Source organism: Paenibacillus alvei DSM 29 (assembly GCF_000293805.1).
GTDB lineage: Bacteria > Bacillota > Bacilli > Paenibacillales > Paenibacillaceae > Paenibacillus_B > Paenibacillus_B alvei.
The window spans coordinates 34,390-53,261 of record NZ_AMBZ01000013.1; the positions used below are offsets into that span (position 1 = coordinate 34,390).

20 protein-coding genes are annotated in these 18,872 nt (G+C 46.4%); all 20 read left to right on the top strand.

Translation table 11 applies throughout. The annotated features are described in order from the left end of the window. Nucleotides 1-7: 7 nt before the first annotated feature. The 20 genes from PAV_RS28575 (at nucleotide 8) to PAV_RS28665 (ending at nucleotide 18,795) form a co-directional block, all read left to right on the top strand. Nucleotides 8-244, top strand: a complete 237-nt coding sequence (locus PAV_RS28575; protein WP_005551833.1) for a hypothetical protein — start codon at nucleotides 8-10, stop codon at nucleotides 242-244. Continuing rightward, entirely contained in the window at nucleotides 241-2,337 is a 2,097-nt protein-coding gene (locus PAV_RS28580) for a portal protein (protein ID WP_005551834.1), read from the top strand. Before PAV_RS28575 ends, PAV_RS28580 begins: the two co-directional genes overlap by 4 nt. Nucleotides 2,338-2,409: 72 nt before the next feature. Further along, a complete protein-coding gene (locus PAV_RS28585) occupies nucleotides 2,410-3,369 on the top strand; it encodes a hypothetical protein (RefSeq protein ID WP_005551835.1) in 960 nt (319 codons plus the stop codon). 14 nt (nucleotides 3,370-3,383) lie between these two features. After that, on the top strand, nucleotides 3,384-3,803 hold the full coding sequence (locus PAV_RS28590; protein ID WP_005551836.1) for a hypothetical protein: 420 nt from the start codon (nucleotides 3,384-3,386) through the stop codon (nucleotides 3,801-3,803). 32 nt (nucleotides 3,804-3,835) lie between these two features. Then, nucleotides 3,836-4,777, top strand: a complete 942-nt coding sequence (locus PAV_RS28595; RefSeq protein WP_005551837.1) for a Mu-like prophage major head subunit gpT family protein — start codon at nucleotides 3,836-3,838, stop codon at nucleotides 4,775-4,777. A gap of 38 nt (nucleotides 4,778-4,815) precedes the next feature. Then, on the top strand, nucleotides 4,816-5,016 hold the full coding sequence (locus PAV_RS35420; RefSeq protein WP_167549051.1) for a hypothetical protein: 201 nt from the start codon (nucleotides 4,816-4,818) through the stop codon (nucleotides 5,014-5,016). Further along, complete coding sequence (locus PAV_RS37930; protein WP_005551838.1) at nucleotides 4,919-5,512, top strand: phage adaptor protein; 594 nt, start codon at nucleotides 4,919-4,921, stop codon at nucleotides 5,510-5,512. Before PAV_RS35420 ends, PAV_RS37930 begins: the two co-directional genes overlap by 98 nt. Nucleotides 5,513-5,516: 4 nt before the next feature. Next, entirely contained in the window at nucleotides 5,517-7,034 is a 1,518-nt protein-coding gene (locus tag PAV_RS35595; RefSeq protein ID WP_005551839.1) for a tail fiber protein, read from the top strand. A 137-nt stretch (nucleotides 7,035-7,171) separates the two neighbouring features. Next, nucleotides 7,172-7,414, top strand: coding sequence for a hypothetical protein (locus PAV_RS28610; RefSeq protein WP_005551843.1), 243 nt, complete (start codon nucleotides 7,172-7,174; stop codon nucleotides 7,412-7,414). Further along, on the top strand, nucleotides 7,411-7,971 hold the full coding sequence (locus PAV_RS28615) for a phage adaptor protein (RefSeq protein WP_005551846.1): 561 nt from the start codon (nucleotides 7,411-7,413) through the stop codon (nucleotides 7,969-7,971). Before PAV_RS28610 ends, PAV_RS28615 begins: the two co-directional genes overlap by 4 nt. Next, nucleotides 7,968-9,365, top strand: coding sequence for a hypothetical protein (locus PAV_RS28620; protein WP_005551848.1), 1,398 nt, complete (start codon nucleotides 7,968-7,970; stop codon nucleotides 9,363-9,365). The genes PAV_RS28615 and PAV_RS28620 overlap by 4 nt, the downstream gene beginning before the upstream one ends. A 12-nt stretch (nucleotides 9,366-9,377) precedes the next feature. Continuing rightward, entirely contained in the window at nucleotides 9,378-10,031 is a 654-nt protein-coding gene (locus tag PAV_RS28625; protein ID WP_005551850.1) for a hypothetical protein, read from the top strand. Between the two features lie 80 nt (nucleotides 10,032-10,111). Next, entirely contained in the window at nucleotides 10,112-10,693 is a 582-nt protein-coding gene (locus PAV_RS32875) for a hypothetical protein (protein ID WP_005551852.1), read from the top strand. Nucleotides 10,694-10,726: 33 nt separating this feature from the next. Continuing rightward, nucleotides 10,727-12,142, top strand: a complete 1,416-nt coding sequence (locus tag PAV_RS28635) for a hypothetical protein (RefSeq protein WP_005551853.1) — start codon at nucleotides 10,727-10,729, stop codon at nucleotides 12,140-12,142. Between the two features lie 78 nt (nucleotides 12,143-12,220). Then, on the top strand, nucleotides 12,221-12,571 hold the full coding sequence (locus PAV_RS33945) for a glucosaminidase domain-containing protein (RefSeq protein ID WP_081505854.1): 351 nt from the start codon (nucleotides 12,221-12,223) through the stop codon (nucleotides 12,569-12,571). 4 nt (nucleotides 12,572-12,575) lie between these two features. Further along, on the top strand, nucleotides 12,576-14,978 hold the full coding sequence (locus tag PAV_RS28645; protein WP_005551855.1) for a hypothetical protein: 2,403 nt from the start codon (nucleotides 12,576-12,578) through the stop codon (nucleotides 14,976-14,978). Next, entirely contained in the window at nucleotides 14,902-16,899 is a 1,998-nt protein-coding gene (locus PAV_RS28650; protein WP_040737177.1) for an LPD38 domain-containing protein, read from the top strand. Before PAV_RS28645 ends, PAV_RS28650 begins: the two co-directional genes overlap by 77 nt. Nucleotides 16,900-16,976: 77 nt before the next feature. Further along, on the top strand, nucleotides 16,977-17,339 hold the full coding sequence (locus PAV_RS28655) for a phage holin family protein (RefSeq protein ID WP_005551857.1): 363 nt from the start codon (nucleotides 16,977-16,979) through the stop codon (nucleotides 17,337-17,339). Nucleotides 17,340-17,437: 98 nt separating this feature from the next. Then, nucleotides 17,438-18,127, top strand: coding sequence for an N-acetylmuramoyl-L-alanine amidase (locus PAV_RS28660; protein ID WP_005551858.1), 690 nt, complete (start codon nucleotides 17,438-17,440; stop codon nucleotides 18,125-18,127). Then, nucleotides 18,124-18,795, top strand: a complete 672-nt coding sequence (locus tag PAV_RS28665; RefSeq protein ID WP_005551859.1) for a phosphodiester glycosidase family protein — start codon at nucleotides 18,124-18,126, stop codon at nucleotides 18,793-18,795. Before PAV_RS28660 ends, PAV_RS28665 begins: the two co-directional genes overlap by 4 nt. Nucleotides 18,796-18,872: the final 77 nt, after the last annotated feature.

Genomic DNA, 18,872 nt, shown 5'->3' on the forward strand with positions numbered 1-18,872 from the left:
GAGGACAATGGAATATGCACTAATAGCGGTGATCGCATTATTGATGGTCATCGTTTTTTTGTGTCTTCGTATAAAGGCGCAGGATGCAATGATAAATGATTTGACCAATAAGCTTATGGCGCGAAACTATACAGATTACGTGACAGGTACAAGTGCTCGCGATGCTCCTACAGAGGAAATACACGTTAGGAAGCCATTAAGCTGGTACGATGATCCGAATATGCCGGACGGTGATAAAACGTGAAGTTGATAGACAAGTTTAAGGGTATATTCTCGGATGGGTCTGGTGAGAAGCAAGACAGCACCAATCCCAATACACCGGAACAGCAGAAGCTATGGGAAATGGTTAATCAGGATTACCAGGTGTTCAAGTCCGCGCGTCAACCAATGGAGAGCATATGGCAGCAAGAACAACGCTTCTATATGGGTGACCATTGGCGCGGATTGAGAACAGAAGCTGTATCAAAGTTACGGCCTGACGCGGTGGAGAATGTAGCCTTCTCGCAGATAGAATCTATCGTTGGTAAGCTGACGGGGTGGATGCCATACCCTGATTATACCGCGATAGAGCCAAGCGACGAGGAAAAGGCTCGTGACCTGAATGACTTCATGCCATATGAGCTGCGCCAAATTAAATTCAGGCACAAGCATACACGGGCAGTACGGCGCTGTGTTATTCACGGGCCACTTATCTACAAGACAATATTTGATCCAACCATAGAGGGCGGACGTGGCATGCACCGGTGGCAGGGTAGGAACGATATCCTTCCAGTTGATTTGGGGAGCTTCTTCCCTGATCCGCGTGTTACGGACTTCATACACCTTCAAGACATGTCAGCTATCGTAATCCATACACGGCGACCGCTGGAATACTTCAAGAAACGTTGGTCAAAGCAAGGTGGTAAGGTACTGCCTGATAACGTATCAACTGATGTCGAGATATTCAACACGGACGATTATGACGCAACCGGTGGAGAATCATCGACAAATACAACAGTAGGTGATAAGACATCGGGCCTTATCGAATACTGGTATCGCGGACTACCTAAGTTGGTGAGTGATGAGGACAAAGAGTTGTTCAAAGAACAAGCCGAGGAGAAGCTTGCACAAGGCATTGATCCATCTGAGATGATGGCAAAGGCTTCAGGAAGCATGGAAGGTGTACATTGCATCTACATTTCCACGTCCGGTGTGTTCCTTGAGCATAAGGCGTATGTATACGATCATGGGCAATATCCATTCACGGCACGCACACTCTACCCCGAAGAAGGAAACATCTGGGGTAAGGGCTTCATGCGTGACATGATAAAGCCTCAGATATTCAAGAACAAGTACGCTGAAATTGCCATTGAAACGATGGCGAAGATGGGTAATGGCAGTATCATGTACGAGGAAGGTGCTATTGCCAAGCCGAGAGTATGGCAAGAACATCGCGCCATACCGGGTGCTATGCTTCCAGTTGCCCATGGACGTATGAATGGCGTAAAAGAGTTGGATGGTGTAAACGTCCCGAGTACCGTTTTCAATATGCTCAACTACTATGATGAGATGATGCAAAAGATCCCTGGACAGTTTGATAGCTCCAACGGTCAAGCCGATTCCCGCATTACGTCAGGCGAACAGGCAAAGGCGCTTATGGCTGCTGCTGGAACGAGGTTGAATACTGTATCCGATCTAATTAGCGAGGCGCTTGCGGATGTATTTACCCAGTACGTCGAATTGATTGCCCAGTTTTACACAAATGAGCGCATAGCGCGTGTAACAGGGCGCAACGTGTCTATCAGTCGTGACTCTCTCGTTAGTACAGTTGATGCTGAGTTTGACACAGGAGAGCAGTTGCAAGATCCTGAAACGGGTGAAATGATGTCTGATGTACGTCCGGTACAAGAGGAATTTGTCCCAGAATTCGACATCAACGTGCACATTGGCGTAGATAAGCCGCAGGATAGAGAGTATTGGCTACAGTTGGCTATGAATTTGCTCAATGCCAAAGACCCTATTTCAGGCTTACCGATGATTGACGCTGAGGCAGTTCGATTTGTTATCCAGACAGGCCGTATGGAGCCTATGGACGTGATCCAGCGGCGTATTGAGGAGCAGGCAGGCATACAACAACAGTTTGTGCAGGCACAGCAGCAGGCGCAGCAGTTGGCGCAAGAGAACGCATCTTTACAACAGGCTTTAGGTCAGTTTACAGATCAGCGTATGCAGCAAGAACAGGCTGACAAACAATTCAACCAATCAATGCAGCAACAGAAGATGGATATGGAAAAGATCAAACTGATTAATGACATGTCCAACCAAATGAATACAGGGCAGCAACCTATGTTGCCTTAGTAGGGCTATCACAGTGCAGTGGTAGCCCTTTTTATATCAGCTCCCACCCATAGGAGATTAGGAGGTATACGAATGTCAGAAGTAGACCACGGCGCCACCCATAGCGCAGGAGTCGAAGAGCAAGGCCAGACAGTCCACCCACAGGCAGACGAGCACCAACAGTCCATGAAAGAAGCATTCGCATCGTTTGGACTGGACTATCAGCAAGAAGAACTGGCAGCAGAGTCAGAAGGTGAACATCCTCCCATAGATCGTGAACCAGAAGATGAGCAGCCAGAACGTAAGGGGATCACGGTCAAGCACAACAAGGAAGAAGTGTTTATTGACGAGGACAAGATCCCGGAATATGCCCGGAAAGGACTCAATTACGAAAAGATTGAGGGAAGGGCAAAACAGTATGAAAGCGCGCTTGATCGAATTGCAAGACAGCAGGGATTCAAAGACCATTCAGAATTGGTTGCGAACCTTGACCGCATTGAGCAAGAAGCTATCCAGCGCCAACATGATCAATTTGAGCAGTACAAGAAGCAGATGCGTGAAGAGGCCGAGAATGCCGGTCTTGATCCTGAAGCAGTTGAACAGTATCTCGAAAATCATCCGATGCTTAACCAAGCAAAAGAGGTATTGGAACGCGAGTCACAGGCACAGGCTATCCGCAAGCAAGAGGAAGAACAACAACGGCTTTTGCAGGGGTGGGAAGATCTATTCCGCAAATATCCGCAGCTAGCAGAGCAAACGGGTGAAGATGGTAAGGCTGATTGGATGACACCAGAAATGGAACGACGTATCAAACGTGGATATGATCCGATCGACGCGTATGAGCTGGTACATCGAGATAGCATCATAGCAGACGAGCGGAAACGCGCTGAACAGTCGACGTTAAAGCAGCAACGGCTTAACAAGCGAGTGCAGGTTGAAGGAGCAGGTGGTACTGATTTAGAACCACAAGCACCGCCTGAATTGGCTGCGGCATTCGCAATGTTTGATATCGATCCAAAGAAAGCGCAGAAGTATGCAAAGAATTTTGAATAGGAGGAAATTTCATTATGGCTAAAGGGTTTGTTTATGTTTACAACGATTACGGGAAAGATCCTACACGCATAACACAACATTTAATGACTGACGATGAAGCAGGGTTTGCAGGTGAAGCAATCAAGATTTCAAATGGTAGAGTAACAAAGGCCGGGCCAACAGATGCTGTTGCAGGATTCCTCACGGCGAATGTGAAGCCGGGCAAGAATGTACAGACGGAATATATACTTGCCCGTGAAGGTGATTGGTATGATGCACCATTCACTGGTACACCTGCTGCTGGGTTTGTATCAGGTGCTGCTGCTGTGGCTGTGGCAGTAGACGGGTTGGCTGCTGATGCTGCTGTTGTTGCGGATGGATCACTGTCTATTTTTGAAGTTAACAATAATAACAAGACGTGCCGCGTGAAGGTTAAAAAGCGGCAGTTCTCGTAAGGGGGATAAAAATATATGCAAACAGCACTACGATGGGATCCACGAGTTTTAGAGCCAATTTTCAAAGAACTTTATTCGATGGAGACAAAAACAAAAAGGACTTCATTCCATTACTCTACAATGCAACAACATCTACAAAAGCAATGGAGAGTTACGAAGGTGTCGGCGGTGAAGGCTTGATGGAAGAATGGAAACATTCGAATAACCAAGTTTTCTATGAAGACATCGACGAATTATGGCAGAAAATCATCAAGAACCGCAAGTTCTCTGATGGTCGCGTTATCGAACGCGACTTTGTTGACGATCTTGAACTTACCGAAATTAAACGCCGCATAACATCTCTGGCAGACGCAGTATACAAAACACAACAGTTGCAATGCGTAGAGTTCTTGAACAACGCTTTTGTTGGTACAGGGCCAAACTGGCGTGGCCGAAACGACAATTACTTGGGGCCTGATGGCAAACCGTTGTGCGCGGCCGATCATCCTTATAGCCCGACTAATGACAAAGACGTTCAGTCCAATCTTGGCAATAAGGCACTTACTATTGACTCTTGGGATGAAACAGCAGTTGCTATGCAGGAATGGAAAGACGACCGCGGTAATCCGTTGGCAGTAATCCCGGATACGCTCATTGTTGCGCCATATAACGCACGAGCAGCGTTTAAAATCGCAGGATTGCCGGATTCTGAATTGCCCAAGTATGAGCCTGGTTCCAATAACTTTGACGCGAATATGTACATGGGTAATATCAAAGTCATCGTTAATCCATTTATCAATCCTACTCAACGTAAAAACTGGTGGGCTGCCGATTCTGCACGTTTGAAGCAATTTAACATCTGGCAGTGGAGACGTAAGGTGGAGAACGGAACGATGACTGACTTCGACACCGAGGCTGCCAAATATAAAGCAATCGGTCGTTGGGCATACGGTTTCACTAACTATTCCTTCATTTTCGGTCACAAAGTACAATAGGGGGCTTCGGCTCCCTTATTTCTTTATGGAGGTGCTTTATGTATCGGGATGAATTAGACGCCTTAAATGGAATCTATGAGCAGCAGAAACGAATAATTGAGCTTCTGGATCAACTGGTGAAGAAGGGCGGTGAGCCAGAGGATGCTTCTAAAGGACGTAGTGGAAGAAATACAGGAAAAGGCACCAAACAACTTCCTGTCACCCAAGTCGATAGTAAGGAAGGTAACTCAGGTACGTGATAGGCTCATACGCACGTATGGTTCCGCGCAACAGCAATCGGAAGTAGTAACCACTGCAATTGATTTGTGGAAGGGACAAAGCCTGTATATCCCTCCTTGCCCACCGGGAAATGTGACAGACGTAGATATCTATGACACTGCATATGGCGGCGCAGGACGATGGCGGCGAATACAACAGAAGCAATTCAATCTGCCAAGTCCAAAAGAGCCATACTACTATTTCGTGGCTGGAAAGATAGGGATCTACCCTGTGCCAACGACGAACGCTGAACAAGGTATCAAGATACACCATGTACCAGTGATACCGCCTTTGACGCTCAATGACATGGATAAACCAACGGGATTTGACCCCGATTTTGATATGGTTCTGGTATATGGTGTGCTACGGGAAATCACAGATAACAATGACTATGACATTCGCTATCAGCAATTATTGATCGAGTATCAAACGGCAAATAGCGGATATGAAGTACATGTAATACAGGAAAGGTGGTAATGCCATGAGCCGTTATCCATGGCGGAATACAAGCGAGGACATATCTAGCCAAACGCCGTCACAGTGGGAAACTCCAGGAGGGGCACAGAAAAAGGCAGACCAAGCTGAACAAAACGCCAAAACGTACACAGATCAGCAGATGGACGCTCATGTTGGCAAGGGCGGAACGGCTCATGCCAATGCTGTACCTAACGGATTAGCTGGCTTTATGACGGGGGAGGACAAAGCGAAGTTGGACGGGGTGCAGGTGGGGGCAAACAACTATGTTCACCCTACAACGCATCCGCCTTCAATTATCGCACAGGACGCAAATAATCGGTTTGTTTCGGATGCGGAGAAGGCAACATGGAATGCGAAAGCAACAACCGATGAAGCAACACAGGCATCAAAAGGACTAATGTCGGCTGCGGACAAAACTAAATTGGATGGTGTACAGACGGGGGCAGAAGTAAACCAAAACACATTTTCCAAAGTGAATGATGTGGCTGCTAAAAATAAAACAGACTCACTCAAAATTAAAGGTGGTATTGGAATCACTATAACCACATCCCCTGCTAACAATGAAGTCACAGTGACAGCTACTGGGAATGCTACTCCAGGTCCACACGCAGAAACACATTTACCAGGTGGGACAGATGTAATCCCTTTTGCTACAGATACAACAGGCGGATTAATGAGTGATAAGGATAAGAAAGATCTAACTGCTACTGTGACTCAGCTTGGGCAAACTACATCAACTCTTAACGCTCATGTTGACGATACTACTAAACATATTACTGCGAGTGAACGAAACACATGGAATGCGAAAGAAACACCGGACGGCGCACAGGCTAAAGCAAACCAAGCTGAGACGAATGCAAAGAATTACGCAGCGCCAAAGGAACATGCTCATGATGCGTCTGCTATCATATCTGGAACTTTTGTAGCTGCGAGATTACCAATATTGGATTCTGTTAATAGCACTTCAACACAACACGCAGCTACAGCGAACGCAGTAAAAGCTGCATATGATCGAGCTGAACAGGCTTTTACGTCAGCCAGTGACGGGAAAAACCAAGTCGCTGCCGCTATCACTGGCAAGGGCGTGCCCGCATCAGGCAGCGATACATTTCCGGTATTGGCACAGAAAATATGGCAGATCACGACTGGTGTGCCAAGCGCCAAAATTACAGTACCGGCATCAACGTCTACAATCACATTTAAAGAGGCTGGCGCAGCAGGAGGAAGATCCGAATACTATGTTGTGGTGACAGGGCTTGGGTTCCGAGCCAGATACATCATGATCCAACAGTGGCCCGGAACATATGCTCCGAGGTTTAGATCAGAGTACGTCGCCGATAAAGGTAGCCTTGTATACACCGATACGTCAGATTACACCCATTTCGAGGCTGTTCAAGCAGATTCAATACCTAGTATTGGGTCGTGGAATAATCCTACAATAACACCGGATGGATTTCTGATGCCTGTGGGACAGGATTCATCACATGCTGGACAAGACGTGTTTATAGTAGCTATGGGATAGGAGGTCAGTAGTATGGAAATAGGACGTAGAATCTATTACGATTTAGCATCCGGTGAGGTAATTGTAGATACTGGCGAGCGTTCAGGGGGCTTAGTAATTAAAAAACTATAGAAGATGACATCAAAGTTTTTAAATCATTGTTCGAGCGAAACCGGGAGTCGTTTGATTACATTGAACTTGATTACGGGCAATATGCTGAGGACTTTGCTACACGCTCGGGGTACAAAGTCAATGTCAAGACGAAAAAATTAGAGTTCACATATCCTAATCAACCGGAGCCAGAGCAGCCGAGCAGGAAGCCTCTGACGGAAGAAGTGGATGAGTTGAAGAGTAACCATGAGAACTTAGTCAAACAACTATCGGATAAGGGTGTAATATGAACCTGCAGCAAATAATAACTGAAGCTGACATCCTAGTTCCAAATGAGGTGTCGACAGCGGACAAGGTTGTATGGCTGAATGCTATCAATCAAGACTTTTTCAATGTGGTTAAGATACCAAAGATGGCATGGTTCGATTCTATCGCTGGGCAGAATGTGTATGAACTGGCTGCCGATGTTCGAATGAAGAATACAGATATGTGCATGGTAGGAATGATCCAATATCGTAGTATACAAAACGATAACGTTTCACCATTGCAAAACAGCTACATGATTGACGACGAGACACATACTCTTGTACTCACCCCTGCACCGTACCAGTCGGACATGCAGGGGCTTGTTCGTTATCGGCGTATTGCTATAACAACATTCACTACAAGCAACTTGAATGCCACACCGGACGCACCGGAGGAATACCACTGGACGTTCATTCCTGCACTGGCCGCGTATATCGCGAATACGCAGGATGACGGCGTGAAGGCAGGAAACTATGAGAGCCAATATAAAGCAGCTTGGAATGTGGCTGCACAAAACTATCAAGTGGGTGATTCCATTTGAAGCCTATTCAATATACATCACCAAAATATCAACCATTACCCGGTATATTGCCGCCGATACCAATCAGAGAATGGCGCGGCGTGAGCACGTATGATGCCTTATCTCTCGACGATGGATTTTTCACAGACATGCAGAATATGACCACTGATGATTACCCGGCTGTATCTACGAGGCCGGGTTATTCCGTTATCGGTCAAGCTGGCTGCAAGGTTCTTGGTTTGGGTGTCTGGAAAAACCGCGAACTGCATGCAGTGTTCAATGATGGTACATGGAGACGTTGGAACGGGAACGAATGGAGTCAACTTGCTAGTGGCCTTAATACCTCTGCTGATTGGTCATTTACAAGTTTCGAAGGGAACCTAGATGACATTAATCTTATCGGAAGTAATGGTGCCGATCCTATTAAACGATATGACGGCTCTAGCGTTCGAGATTTGAGCGGAGCGCCTGCCAAGGGGAATTACATTACCACTTATCAGAATCGCTTGTGGTGTGGCGTAGGGAAGGAATTGCATTCATGTGCTCTGGATAGACCAACAGAGTGGCAGAAGTTCCAAGGGCTTGAAGATGACAGCTATGGGAAGGACATGGAATCTACCCGTGGTGAAGACATTAACATGCTTACTGGCAGCTTAACTAAGCTGACCATAGGAATGCCAAACAGTCTTCATGAGTTGTATGGGAACGTTCCTTCTAATTTCAACACAAGATTGATCACAGAAGACACCGGTCTTATCAATAATAAGTCTGCTATCACGCAAGAAGGTTATTTGAGGTTCATGCACAAGAACGGGATATTCGAGTATGCTGGCGGCGTACTTCCGAATAAAGGCTTCTCGGATGTGATTGAAAAGCTAATATACGGAATTACGCCTGAAAGTGTGGCTGGTTCTGATGGCACAAAGTTGTACTTTCAACTTCCGGACAAACTCCTAGTATTTGATCCGCGTGCAGGTGTCCAAGCGTGGAGTATATGGCGCGGCATCCAAGCCACTCATTTTGTTACGATGCAGAATCAATTCTATATCGGAGATGCACAGGGTCGTGTATTGCGTTTAGAAGGATCTACTGATGCAGGTAATCCTATTCCATGGTCAGTCACGACAAAGCCATTTAACGGCTCATCAGCAGCAATGAAACAGCGATGGTATAAGATGTGGCTTGTGGTTGAGTTAACCGGCACCATGGAAGTTCATCTCTCACCATCAATATCAGGGGATGATTGGGTTCATGTGCAATCTATTTCTGGCGGATCGTCACCACAGGTTAAACGCGTAATCATTCCTGTAAATAAATTCGCTCTAGAAAACTGGATTCGCGTTCGCTTCTCGGGAACCGGTTGGGCACGTATTCATGAATTCACACGACAAACTCGCCAGTTACCGCTTTATTAAGGAGGAATACACATGTCAATGTGGAGCGATACACCAAGAATCTCAGCGCCGCCGAATACAAAAGATGTGGATGTTATCTTGGGATATGTAAAGGATCTCGCAAATACGGTCGCGAAGATGGCGAAGGACTTGGAGTTCATAGTCAATGGAAACGTTGACGCAAAGAATATCAGGTCAGAAAGTATTGAGACCAGAAACTTGAAGGCCAATTCTATTACTACAGATAAGATTCAAGCAGGCTCAGTCATTGCGGAAAAGATCAACGTGGGGGAACTGTCTGCTATATCTGCAAACCTTGGTCATATTGTAGCTGGGCTGATTGAGTCTATACAGATATATGGTTCTTTGATAGCTACCAGACGCGATGGTTACCCTCGTTGCGAAATGTCCAACACAGAGAATATGTTTGCAGCATATGGCGGGAATGGCCGTGCCATAAAGATGCAGGCCTATGGATCGCTTGGAGTGCCGTTGTTAACTTTTACCTTCAATCAGGATATGACAATATTGAGTCATAGAGAAGGTGGATTTTATATATCTGCAGGATCAGCCGATGTAAATATAACAGGAGAAAATATATTTTTAATGCCTAGAGGACAAGTGCGCGTTCAAAACTGGGACTCTATATATAGCGAAGATGATCAACAAACTTTAAAAAAGCATTAGGCAGATAAAAATTAATTCCTTTTTACCTTCAGGGCGAACATGATATAATTACCAAAAACAATGATTGCGAGGGGAAGACAGTGAAAAAGTTTATTACTGGTGTCATTGTTGGTGCGTTAATCATGGTTTCGCCTCAAGTATATGGTGCAGCATCTTCGATTATCGGGAAAAAAGTAGATGGTGAATTGGTTGTTAAAATAGACGGCAAACAGGCAGGGAAAGCGGCTGTCGTGGATGGGAAAAGCTATCTACCAGTTCGAGATGTTGTCAACGAATTGGGGTTGAAGATTAAGGTGGAAAATAAAGAAGTAATAATCACATCTACGTCTGAAGATAAGATTGCAGAAGAAGTAAAGAAACAAGTAGATGCAATGAAGAAAGAAGAAGAGATTGAGAAATTAAAACAAGATAAGCAAAAGGTAAGCAAAAAATTAGAAGAAGATAAATCAAATATTGAAATTTCAATTGCTAATATGCAAAAAGCTAAAGAAAAATATGATGACACTGTTTCTAGAACTAATGATCCTTTCCATGTTGACCCGCTTAAGACATTTTATGAAAGCTCAAAAACAGGTCATGAGAACTTGCTGAAACGAATCGAAGACAACGAAAAAGAACTTGAACGAATCAATAACAGACTTAAGGAATTAGGGGCCGAATAAGGCTCCTTTTTTATGCAAGAAAGGAGGAAGTCCATGGCTATCCAAGGAACAGTGGTATCATCACGACCGCTTGAAGAAGATAAAAATAAAGTAATAGCGCAGGCTGCTCAGAATGTCCGTAATGGTTCAACGGCGACAGCGAATGCACCACAACCTTTCACACAGCCGGGCGGGCGCGTCAATAACACACTGAGCCAGATACAGGACTTTATAAATGGCCCGAGCTTTCAATTTACCGGGCCGCAACAGTGGAGTTATGATGCTGACTCAGATCCGGCATATCAAGCAGCGCTATCAACGGCAAAACGTAATATAGCAGATCAGCAAGCGAATACGAACGCCTTCCTTCGCGCTGGCGGGCAGGGGAAGTCGTCATACTCCGAATCGGTAGCAAACCAAATTGGCTCGCGTGAAATGGCTCGAGTTTCGGATACTGTGTTGCCGCAGCTAATGCAGCAGGCTTATCAGCGATATTCAGATCAAGCAAACCGTGATATGCAACTACAGCAGCTTAACTATGGTGTTCAGCGCGATAAGATAGGCGACCTTGCTAACCTTTACGCACAGCAGTATCAATACGACGTAACACGTCCAATGGACGAGGCTCAGCTTACAGGTACGTACTTACCGGGTGAGGCAAGAGAAGCCATTCAAAACCTGCTTGGCTTGAAACAACAGGCCGAGGTGAAGGGGATTACCAAGGAAGCACGTAACGATTTGAGCAAACAGGCAGATGGCATTCGAGCGCAATTATCTGCTATGGGCATAGATCCTACTCTTTACGGGGCCGACGTACAGTACAACAAGGCGAAGCTACAGAATCCAGGATTCCGCACACTTGCAGGGCAGCAATTAGACCTTGCAGGCAAGCAAGCCAACAATGCTGCAGCAATGGGATGGAGCGAGTTGACCGGACATATGCTGTATCCTCAGAACGACTGGTCAGGGTACCAGCGTCAAGTGCAGCGCGGAGATTCTCCGACGACGCTACCGGGGCAGCAAATGGACTTGAGCAAGCAGAAGATGAACATGGACAGACAGCAAATGCAATGGGATCAGCAGCAACGGATGTTCTCGAACACCATGCAGGAAAGACAATTTAACGAAAACGTTCGCCAGTTTGGTTTGGAGTATGCTATGAGAGAATTACAAAATCAGCAGCAATACGGGTTGGGTCTTGACCGTCAGGCATTGGACGAGGCTCGCTTTGGTTTGGATATGGAGGCGGCCGCTAACCGTGGGGAAAAGGCAAACTATACAATGAATCCAAAGACGCTAATGGATATTATATCGCAGCAATATGGAGTTCAGGACTTGGCTACTGGTCAGACGAAAGTGCCAGACGGAATGAAGCAACAGATAGCTGGTATCATAGGATCGGCTAATATGTCGCTGGAAGATAAGATACTGACCGCAAAAATGTATGGAATAGAGCTCCCAAAAAACTGAGTAGCCCCGCTGGTAGTAGTGCTGGTGGGGCCTCTTTGAATAACACTCTTGGTGGCGTATTAAAAAGGCACGGGTGACCTGTTCGTTAAATATGGTAACAAATACGGTATTGATCCTGCGTTGTTGGCAGCGATTAGCATCCATGAGACAGGGAACGGTTCATCTCCAGCAGCTCGAAATAAGTTTAACCTTGGCGGTATGATGGATCCAGCAACTAACTGGTCAAAACTCATGTCATTTGACAGCATTGAATCCGGTATTGATGCGATGGCACGAAACTTGAAAAAGAACTACCTAGATCAAGGGATTACATCAATCCAAGGCATCGGAGGAAAATATGCGCCGTTAGGTGCTAAGAACGACCCAAGGGGATTAAATCAGCATTGGGTTCCTAGTGTAACGAAGTATTACAACCAATTGAGGGGGTGAGGGCGTGTCTAGCAAAGAAGATTGGAAAAGATATTTTGACCAAGCTGCACAGAAGGAAAATATCCAAAAGTATCAGAATATCTACCGTTCGAACGCTGGCGACATTGGCGGATATGTAGCGAGTAAAAAACAGCAACCGAAACAAATGGATACTGAAACACAGCGGTGGGCACAGTTTTTTGACGAGGCTGGTATTGATCATAATTCGTTATATATGGAACAAAGTATGGCCGCTCTCCCTCCAGAGTTGACAAATATTAATAAGTTGGAAGGTTCACCTATTCTAAAAAGTGCGATTGCTGCAGAAGCGAAAGCTGTTAGTGAGAAGCCACTGACACAAGCAGATATCAACCGTGCCCGTCGAGCGGAGATAAAGCCGCGCAACGGTTTTGAGGCAGCATTGAAAACCGTTGCTGACCCAATTGCCGAAGGAATCGATTGGTTAATGTATGGTAACTCAGTCGGCGAGTTTGCTACCCGTGCCGGTCACACTGCGGCAAGCATGACAGGGCCAACAGTGACGATAAAACCAGAGACAGGAAGCAAGGTTGCGGACGTTGCGGCTGATATTGTAGGTGGGTTGGCTGGATTCACGGCCAACCCTGCTACGGGGAACATGCCTGGCACAAACTTGTTAGATGGGCCGTACAAGGCGGCAGATGCACTGATGCTTAATAAGTTAGGGCAGACAGCGCAAAAAGGTGTTTCTAAGGCCGTGGAAGCAGCAACACATTTGCCGACTACTGCTCAACGAGTCGCTGAACAAGCTATACGCGGCGGTGCTGCTGGTGCTATGCAATCTGCTGCCCAGTCTCTAATGCGTGGTGAATCAGACGCTGATGAATTGGCTATTTCTACTGCACTCGGTGCTGGATTAGGTTCTGTTGGCGATGTTGCTTTCGGAGCGTTAGGCGCAGGAATAAGAAAGCTATTTAAGAAAAATGGAATCCCGGAAAAAGAAATCGAAGAGATCCTTGCTTTACCTCCATCTAGGCTAGAAACACGATTGAACGCAGCAGCGGAACGCTCGCAACTGGCATATGGCGATAATCCTATTATGGCTCCATACCAACACAAATTGCCTGAAGCAAGTGCATCGACTCGTGCTATTGCAGAAAATGTAGGTTCTGGGCGTTCGGAGATGAGCCGAATTGACGAAGCAATTAACGATCTGTCAACGAAGTATGAACAGCGTGTCATAGACGAGTACAAATATTTGAAAGGGTCTATGGACAATCGTGGCGGTGTCCAACAAGGTGCTATCTATAAAGATGCTGCTGGTGACGTTATTGGACGATCTGGAAGACAATCACAGAATCCATATTGGTACCGTGAATTCTATAAGCAATATAATCGAAAGCCAACCAATAGAGAGTTGTATAGTCTTGCGCGTGAACGGGTAGACAAAGGATTCTCAGATGAGTTTGGCAACGTTCCCTCATGGCGACAAGAAAGTGGATTTGATGAAATGATGGGCGGGTATCAGTCAGTTCGTAATCAACTTGAGCAGAGTATCAAAGAAATAGATCCTGCGATTAAGATGACTGATCAACCATTAGTAAGCGAGGCTATTCGAGATTTGAGGAAGCCAAAAGAACCGGTGGCACCATTGGACTTTCCTAAACCAGAACCAATAGCAGCGCCGGGGAAGACAATGAAAGAACAGATAGCGGCATCTATTGAGGAATTAAGCGAGCCCTTAGGAATAGCGTCATTGGGAGCGAAAAAGACACCATATGAAAAATCTTCATTAAATTCAACATTGTCGCAATTACGTTCACGCTCACAAAAGGAGATGTCGCTAGAGGGCTTGAAAGAAAAGGCCCATAGCTTTTACCAGAATGTTGTGGACGATGTACATGCTCTGAACCGGTTCGATAAAGTAGTCGCCAAAGTCCTAGGGCGTGAGCTAAAGGCATCTGAAAAGGTACACATGGCAGCGCTGAATGCGCGGGGTGCTGACATGATCGCCAGTCAAATCGTAAAAGAAGGCATTGTAAATAAGAACGGTCAGGTAATTGGCCAGTCATTGAGAGATCGCCTAACGGCCTTGCCCCTTAACAGGTATGCTGAATTTGAAGATTATCTTATTAACCGGCATGCCATTACTCGATATGACCGCGGGGAAAATGTATTTCACGAACGCTTGGAATGGACACCGGAGAAAGGCGAAAAAATATTAGCCGATTACGACAGCAAATATCCGATGTTTGCGCAAGTAGCAGATCAACTGTATGACTATCAACGTACTATGGCGCAGGAATGGTTAGTCAACACGGGGATGATTTCGCAGAAGCAAGCAAACGCGTGGTTCGAGGCAAATCCATACTATGTTCCGAACAAACGACACTTTTTCAGAGATGGAGAAGGGTGGCAAGGGATTCGGTTCAAAGCGCGGGTATGCTAACCAGTCTGTGCCTGTGAAGAAATATCAGAAGACAGGATCACGCCGTCAGATAATTAGCCCGATCGAAAGCATCATTGAAAATACAGATGCTTTCGTTAAGGCAGCGAAGCGGAATGAGGTTATGCAGAAGTTCGTAACTAACTTACGCAAGTCAGATGAATTGAACGATTGGGCGGAAATCGTCCAAAATCACAAGGACAATCGGGATCTAAATAGCTTACTTGATGATGGGCTGGAGCAGGCTCTGAATGAAATCGGTAAAGACTATGACAAAGCATTTACCCGCACATCATTGGATACGGACGATGTTGTTCGTGTCCTCGTCAACGGCGAGCCCGTGCATATAAAGATCAAAGATCCAGATCTAATGAAAGCAGCTCTTGCACTCGGGCCCGAACGCTCTGGATGGTTACTTGACCAGGTTGGTAAGTTGACGAATATGTTCAAGACATTTACAACTGGTATCAACCCATACTTTGTCGCACGTAACATCACAAGAGATTTAGGGGATGCATGGATCAATACAAAGTCGACAGGTAATCCTTTGAATTTCGTGAATGACTTCCTAAAAGCTTCATTTGACATTATGCGAGGCAGCAAGAGCAAGGCATGGCAAGAGTACAAGAATATCGGCGGCGGGCACACAAGCCAAGTAGCTAGTCGAAACATGTTGCAACGGAGTAAGCAGGCTGTGCTCCCTCAAACGCCGGTACAAAAGCTGAAAGGGCTGCCACGTAATCTTTGGCGCGTTCTTGAAGACATTCTATCCGCAACTGAATCTATGGGTCGGTTGGCGGAGTTCAAACGCATACAAGGCAACAGAACGCCTGACGAACTTGCAAAAGCTTTGTTTGAATCGCAGGAAGTTGCGATAAATTTTAAACGGCGCGGAACTGTTACCAAAGAAATTGACAAAGTGTTCCCGTATTTTAACGCCGCGGTACAAGGCTTGGATCGGTTTGTTCGGACATTCAAGGACAATCCCGTTAAAGCATCAGTAAAGGCCGTCTTGGCTATGACCGTGCCAACAGCAGTGCTGTATTCGATGAACCGTGACAATCCAAAGTACAAGGAATTGCCGGAGAATACGCGGGATAATTTCTTCCTGATTCCTACAGATGGCGGTGAGAAATTTATCAAGATAGCAAAGCCACGTGAATTAGGAATGTTGTTTTCGAGTCTGCCTGAAAGATTGATGCGACAATTCGCAGACGATGATCCTGAAGCTTGGTCAGAGTTCGCAGAAACAATGATTAAGACGTTCTCTCTTCCGGGAATTGAGGGGGCATTGACGGCGAAGGGTGGAGTTCCGCAAAAGGCGCTCGGCGCATTACGTAGCACCATCGGTGGACCATTCGTAGATATCGCTATGAATCAGAACTTCGCTGGTTCGCCGATTGTTCCGGGGCACCTTGAACGTTTATCACCAGACTTACAGTATGACGAAAAAACGAGTCAACTGGCACGGAAACTCGCTGGTATGGGTGGGGGATCCCCAAAGCAGTATGATTATATACTTCAGCAGTATCTTGGCGGTTTGGGTAAAGCTATACTTCCAGGAGCAACACCATCGGGTGACCCAGTTAAGGAACTTGGTAATCAATTTATTGCCGATCCGACATACAGCAACCAACTTGCTACACAGTTCTACGACATCAAGGATAAACTGGATCAAGCATATGCGGACAGAAATGTTCGCGGTGAGTTGCCGAAATGGTATAACGATGGGGCACGTAAACGACTTAATAAGTTAAGTGAGAGTATGTCAGACACTCGTAAGCAGATGAAGACGATAGAAGCAGATAACACACTTTCACGGAAAGAGAAAGAATCTCAAATGCGTGAGCTCCGCGAACAGGTAAACGAGCTGGCGCGGAAGGGGCTCGACTTAGTAAAGGAATTGAATATAAAACCTGATTAAAACGCCATGTAAAGCATGAGCGTTATTTTTATGCCCTCGGGATACCGGGGGCTATTTTAATTCGAGGGGGAAATAACGTGGAAAAATATTGGGCTTTTCTAACCGGGGCAATAATTACACCGGCCTTTAACTTTTTGTATGGAAGTGGTGAAACGAGTATGGCAATGCTGGCTGCGCTTGTCTTCTTTCTTGTTATGGATTGGGTAACTGGGATTCGTGCAGCTAAGAAAGACAACACATACGCAAGCTCATACGGAATTGATGGCATTTTCCGTTCATTCTTCATTCTGCTGCTGCCTGCAGGTGGGAACTTGTTGGACAAGGCTTTCCAACTTCCAGGTGTACTTTTTTGGGGCGCTATGCATCGGCGTTCTGTACCACATTCTACAAAGCATGACGGCGAATGCCATCAGAGCCGGTTGGGGGAACTGGTTCCCTGAAAAGATTTTAGATTGGATCTCCAACTGGGTTAAGTCCGAGTTAGAGAAGAAAACGGAGCGAGCTGCGTCGAGAATGACAGGAAAGGGCGGGGATATCGATGGAAATTAAGCAACGACTGTTACCGGACGGCCGTCCGAACAAGCCAGATAAGCCGATGACACCTGGGTGGCTGACTATTCACAATACGGACAATGAATCAGCAGGTGCAACGGCAGAAGCGCATTCCCGGTTTATTTTGAATGGCAGCGGTGGAGCACAGAAGAGCTGGCACTATACCGTTGACGATAAGGAAATATATCAACATCTTCGCGATAACGAGCAGGGCTGGCATGCAGGGGATGGCAGCGGACCAGGGAATGCATCGTCTATTGGGATCGAAATATGTATGAATGCTGGATTGGACGAGCAGGCCGCTTGGCGGAATGCTGCTTGGTTGGTTGCAAAACTTGCGAAGAAATACGGCATTCCACTAATTAAGGTGGTGCCGCATAAACATTGGACAGGGAAGAACTGCCCGAGCCGTATTCTACCCCATTGGAGCGAGTTCATGAATATGGTCGACCGTGAAATGATTAGCCTGGACAAGCCGCCGCAGCCTGCACCAAAGCCCGAGCCGACCAAAGACTCGGTAATAATCGAAGTTGACGGCAAACAAGTGAAAGATGGAATCCTAGTCAACGGCATTTCCTATGCTCCTGTTCGCGCCATTGCTGAAGCATTAGACTTAAAAGTAGGGTGGGATCAGTCAGCTAAGAAAGCAACCCTCACGAAGGGGGCGACACAGTGAGCAAAGCGGTGTACAGCAAATGCACGGCGTCAAATGGCGTCGTGCTCCACTCGTTGAAGTGTAGTCCCAACGATGTGCAGTTACGGCCATGCCGGACAAGTATATGCAACCAGAAAATGACCGCCGTAAATGGCGGTTTTTTCGATTTTGCAAGCGGAGCATTGTTGTCGATAGCAGTCCAAAACGACAAGCCAGTAAAAGGGAATCGTGGGGCATACGGCTCCGGTTGGTTCAATGCAAAGTATGCCCGAGGCACATTGGTGTGGGACGCTGCTGCACGCCGTTATAGCATCCAGGTTGTTCGTTCTGCTGGCGAACTGCAGGTGTCCGATCGCAATCGGTATTGGGCACAGGGCGGGATCTCGATGTCGCTACAGGACGATAGGGGCTGGAAGCAGAGATCTAGCGAACAGAACATGCCGAATATGAGCGGGAAAGCGTTCCGGACTGCACTCGTATATGGATCCAGCTTGAGCCTTTGGATGGTCGTCACGAATTCACCCTGTACGGTAGATTCTTTTAGGACGGCCATCAAGCAGAAGATCGGCAGTGGCGCGCTCACAGATGGCATCTTCCTGGATGGAAGTGGGTCATCACAACTCCGCTACGACTCAGTTAGTCTCCGAGGTGATGGTCGAACGGTTCATTCCATTATCTCAATTATGTGATATACTGGAAATGTGTTGGGCTTGCCCACACAAAAACACGAGCTGTATGGGAGGGCATCCCTGCGGCTCGTGTTTGT